Source organism: Novosphingobium sp., assembly GCF_049240505.1.
In the GTDB taxonomy this organism is placed as follows: Bacteria; Pseudomonadota; Alphaproteobacteria; order Sphingomonadales; family Sphingomonadaceae; genus Novosphingobium.
In genome coordinates this window covers 1-4,609 of the sequence record NZ_JBMLSM010000211.1, presented here as the reverse complement: position 1 = coordinate 4,609, position 4,609 = coordinate 1, and the positions used below count along the sequence as shown (strand labels likewise).

At 62.6% G+C, this 4,609-nt stretch carries 3 protein-coding genes and 2 pseudogenes; 4 read left to right on the top strand and 1 reads right to left on the bottom strand.

All coding sequences use genetic code 11. The features are described from left to right. The 4 genes and pseudogenes from ACOVQ0_RS17240 to ACOVQ0_RS17225 all read left to right on the top strand — a co-directional run. A pseudogene (locus tag ACOVQ0_RS17240) lies at positions 1-714 on the top strand (nitrite/sulfite reductase); the annotation flags it as partial. Further along, a complete protein-coding gene (locus ACOVQ0_RS17235) occupies positions 707-1,138 on the top strand; it encodes a DUF934 domain-containing protein (protein ID WP_421887276.1) in 432 nt (143 codons plus the stop codon). The pseudogene ACOVQ0_RS17240 and the gene ACOVQ0_RS17235, both read left to right, overlap by 8 nt. 33 nt (positions 1,139-1,171) lie before the next feature. Continuing rightward, positions 1,172-1,987: a phosphoadenylyl-sulfate reductase gene (locus ACOVQ0_RS17230; protein WP_421887273.1), complete on the top strand. Its 816-nt coding sequence runs from the start codon at positions 1,172-1,174 to the stop codon at positions 1,985-1,987. A gap of 213 nt (positions 1,988-2,200) precedes the next feature. Then, positions 2,201-3,604, top strand: coding sequence for an SLC13 family permease (locus tag ACOVQ0_RS17225; RefSeq protein WP_421887279.1), 1,404 nt, complete (start codon positions 2,201-2,203; stop codon positions 3,602-3,604). A 52-nt stretch (positions 3,605-3,656) separates the two neighbouring features. On the opposite strand, the pseudogene ACOVQ0_RS17220 reads toward ACOVQ0_RS17225, so the two are convergent. Continuing rightward, positions 3,657-4,609 (bottom strand): annotated as a pseudogene (locus tag ACOVQ0_RS17220) (phosphoenolpyruvate carboxylase); the annotation flags it as partial.

The window sequence follows — 4,609 nt, the reverse complement described above, 5'->3', positions numbered from 1 at the left end:
GCGCTGTGGGTGGACCAGAACGTCCACGCGCACAAGCAGCCGGGCTATGCCATCGTGAACATCAGCCTGAAGCCGGTTGGCGGCATTCCGGGCGATGCGACGGCTGACCAGATCCGCCTCATGGCCGATCTGGCGCTGGAATATTCGTTCGACGAACTGCGCGTGACGCACGCCCAGAACATCGTGTTGCCGCATGTCCGTAAGGCCGATCTCTACACCATCTGGCAGAAGCTGGAGGCGGCGGATCTGGCGGCGGCGAACCTTGACCTGATCGGCGATATCATCGCCTGCCCCGGTCTGGATTACTGCAGCCTTGCCAATGCGCGTTCGATCCCCGTTGCGCAGAAGATTTCCGAACGGTTCTCGGACCTTGGTCGCCAGCGCGAACTGGGTGAGCTGAAGCTGAAGATTTCGGGCTGCATCAACGCCTGCGGACACCACCACGCAGGCCACATCGGCATTCTGGGTGTCGACCGCAAGGGCGTGGAGAATTACCAGCTCCTGCTTGGCGGATGCGAAGGCGCAGACACCTCGCTTGGCACGATCACCGGTCCCGGCTTCAACGAGGACGGCATCGTGGATGCGGTGGAAAAGGCCACCAACGTCTATCTCGCACAGCGCGACGAAGGGGAGCGTTTCGTCGACACCTATCGCCGCATCGGCATGGCCCCGTTCAAGGAGGCAATCTATGCCAAGGAGCCTGTCAATGGTTGAGCAGAACTTGCGCTATCGCAGCGATGAGCCGGTGGGCGATCCGGCGGTGACGGTGGATGCCTTTGCCGACCAGAACAACGCCACCGCCGTGCGGATCGAACCGGGTGATGATGCGCGCGCGCTGTTGCCGCATCTGGACCGTATCGCGCTCGTGGAAGTGAACTTCCCCGCATACACCGACGGGCGCGGCTATTCTGCGGCGCGCATCCTGCGCGAGCATGGCTATGCCGGTGAACTGCGCGCGGTGGGCGATGTGCTGCTGGATCAGCTTTCGCACATGCGCCGCTGCGGGTTTGACAGCTTTGCACCAAACCAGCCGATCAGCGCGGAAGCCGCCGAGAAGGCCTTCGCGACCTGGCCGGAAGTCTACCAGAAGACTGTTGATGGACGCCCGGCAATCTGGGCGAAGCGCCACCCCGCCTGAGAGCGGGAAAAGGATTGAAGCATGGACAGGACGATGAGTTCTATGGTTGCCAATCGCAAGATCGACCTGATCGATACGCGCCCGCGCTTTACCGAGACGGACGCGATCCGGTTGAACAACCTGTTCCGGGGCAGCGATACGCAGGAGATGCTGCGTTCGGTCATCCGTGACGGGCTGGCAGGCGATCTTGCCGTGGTTTCGAGCTTTGGCGCGGAAAGTGCTGTCCTGCTTCACCTTATTGCCGAAGTCGATCCTTCGGTGCCGGTGCTGTTCCTCGACACCGGCAAGCACTTTGCCGAGACAGTGGCCTATCGTGACGAACTGATCGACTTTCTGGGGATGACCAATCTCCAGATCGTCGAGCCGGACGCGGAGGTCATCGCCAAGAAGGATGAGAACGGCCTTCGCTGGTCGTGGGATCCCGATGGCTGCTGCGAAATCCGCAAGGTGGAGCCGCTGGCCAAGGCGCTGCTGCATTTCGATGCCTCGCTGACGGGCCGCAAGGGCTTCCAGTCCAAGACACGCGCGGGCCTGCCGCGTTTCGAGATTGATCATTCGGACGCGCAAGGGCGGTTGAAGATCAATCCGCTGGCATCGTGGGACAAGGCCGCGCTTGAGGCCTATTTTGCACAGCATGGGCTTCCACCGCATCCGTTGGTGGCGCAGGGCTATCCCTCCATCGGTTGCGCGCCCTGCACCAGCAAGGTTGCGCCGGGTGAAGACCCGCGTTCGGGCCGGTGGAAAGGCTGGGACAAGACCGAGTGCGGCATTCACCAGCCGACGGATGGCACAAGCGGCGACACCAAGCCGGGCGACGAACTGCCACCGGGCTATGAGCCGGTATTCTGAATAAACGGCGTTCCTCCTCTTCGTCATTGCGAGTCTCGCGCAGCGGGGCGAAGCAATCCAGAAAGGTTTTTGCCAACACTGGATTGCTTCGTCGGCTTCACCTCCTCGCAATGACGAGGGATGTGGAAATGCTCTCTCGTTTTCTGAATTTGCCAGCCGCGCCAAGGCTCTGCTAGACCCTGTTCCGAGGGAACGGGGAGCAATTTTTTGGCATTGGACGCACGCACGATCGGGCTTTGGACGGGGCCGATCGGCTTTGTGGTGACACAACTGGTCGCCGCACCTGCCGGGATGCCCGACGCCGGGTGGAGTGCGGCCGGGCTGGTCTGGTGGATGGCCGCGTGGTGGATGACCGAAGCGCTGCCGCTGTCTGCCACCGCGCTGTTGCCCTTTCTGGTACTGCCACTGACGGGTGTGGCCAATGCCAACAAGACGGCAAGTGCCTATTATACCTCGATCATATTCCTGTTCATCGGCGGCGCATTTCTGGCGCTGGCGATTGAACGGACCGGGCTGCACCGGCGGCTGGCGCTGTTCATCATGGGGTTGGCAGGCGCAAGGCCGGGGCAGCTTTTGCTAGGCGTGATGACCGCAACTGCGGTGCTGTCCAGCTTCATTTCCAACACATCCACAGCGCTGATCATGATGCCGATGGCAATTGCCATGTTGCGCGCAGGCGGCGTGGAAGAAGGCGAAACGCAAGGCATGGCTGGCGCTTTGCCGATGGGGATCGCCTTTGCCGCATCGATCGGGGGACTGGCCACGCTGATCGGCACCCCCACCAATGCCATCGCGGCTGGCCTGATCGAGACGGCGCTGGGAACGAAGGTGACGTTCCTGCAATGGGCGCTTTATGGCGTTCCCATCGTGGTTCTGACCATACCGCTGGCCGCATGGATCATCGCGCGGGTGCAGAACCTGCACGCGGACAGCTTCGATCCGGCAGCAGCGCGCACTGCCATTGCTCATACGACGAGATGGAGCATTGCCGAACGGCGATTGGTGCCGGTGGTTGTGCTGGCATTTCTGGGATGGGTGTTCCAGCCCGTGCTGGAAGGCTTGTTTCCCGAAGGCGGTTTTACCGATGGCACAGTGGCAGCGCTTGCCGGGCTGGTGCTTTTCGTGCTGCCCGATGGGACGGGGCGGCCGATGCTGACATGGCCGGAAGCGAACCGCGCGCCCTGGGATGTGGTGCTGATGTTTGGCGGCGGCCTTGCGATGGCGATGGGCATGACAGAAAGCGGGCTGACCAAGTGGATGGGCGAAATGTTGCTCCCCCTTGCCCACGTGCCCCTACCGGTGGTGGCGCTGGTGCTGGTGGCCTTCGTGATCATCGTGACCGAATTTGCGAGCAATATCGCGGCGGCCAGCGGGATCATGCCGGTGGTGGCAGCGCTGGTCGGCGCGTTGGGGGCAGACCCCATCCTGCTGGCCTTGCCAGCCGCCTTTGCCGCGACCTGGGGCTTCATGCTGCCCGCCGGGACTGGCCCGAACGCGCTGGCATGGGCGACCGGGCATTGCTCAATGCGCGCCATGATCAAGGCCGGTTTGGCGCTTGACGTTGCAGGGGTGTTCTTGCTGGTCGGCGTGGTTTGGGTGGTCAGCGCTTTGGTTTGACGGGATTCATCCTCCCCGTTTGTGCTTCGCAAAAACGGGGAGGATCTGATTATCAGCCGTGTGCGCCGAAGTAGTTCGAAATGGCAACCGCAATGCGGATGTTCAGCGCATGGGCGCGTTCGATGGGGTCGATGAAGCGGGCGCGGATGGCGCCGTAATCTTCGCCGCGATGATCGGGGTAGTCGGTTGCCTCATCCACCGCGAAATCGGTGATTTCGGGTTCGATCACCGGATAGGCCCGGCGCAACTGGGCCAGTGCATCATCGACGCGCAGCGACAGAACCATCTCCAGCACGTCTTCGCGGCTGACGTCGTTTGATCGGGCGAAAGGCGGAACCTGAACCGCGCGGATGAACATGTGCATCAACAGCGCAAGGCGCACCGATTGCAGCAGGCCGATATTGCGCCGATCCGAATCCTGCGCCGGATCGCGCCCCGCCTTGTGACCGGGGACAAGCGAAAGCAGGCGGTGCAGCTTCATCCAGTCCACGCGCAGGCGCGAGGTCAGGCGGCGGAACACACCCGAACGGTCGTCCTTGGTCAGGTATTCAGCAAGGGCAAGGCACGCGTTTTCCAGCGCGGTTTCGGTGCCGCGATAGGGACGGCTGGCCCAATAGGCCGAATTGAACAGCTCACCATGCGCGGCCACGGTCTTGACCGAAGCGAGGCCATTGGCAGCCCGAAGCAGGCGGACCAACTGGTTGCCGCGTTCGGAACGACCGAGCAGTTCGGCGACGGACTCCATCTCCTCACCCGCAGCGGTCCCGGCGCCGGCGATCACGTTTACCGGATAGCCGATCTGCTGAAGGATCGCGTTGTGTGGGATAGCGCGGATCTGGCGCAGGCTCATCGTGCGATCAGCACCGATATCGGACTGGCGGCGCGAAACGCGGCTGCCGGTGCCTTTGAGTAGGCCAAGGCCGAACGCCGTCAAAGCACGGGAATAGGTTGCGCTTTCAAGGTGTTCGCGCTGAACGCGGCGGATCGAGCGGTAGAAATCGAGGC

Coding starts and splice junctions, on each gene's coding strand:
- ACOVQ0_RS17235 (WP_421887276.1), top strand. CDS start 707: ATGGTTGAGCAGAACTTGCGCTATCGCAGCGATGAGCCGGTGGGCGAT.
- ACOVQ0_RS17230 (WP_421887273.1), top strand. CDS start 1,172: ATGAGTTCTATGGTTGCCAATCGCAAGATCGACCTGATCGATACGCGC.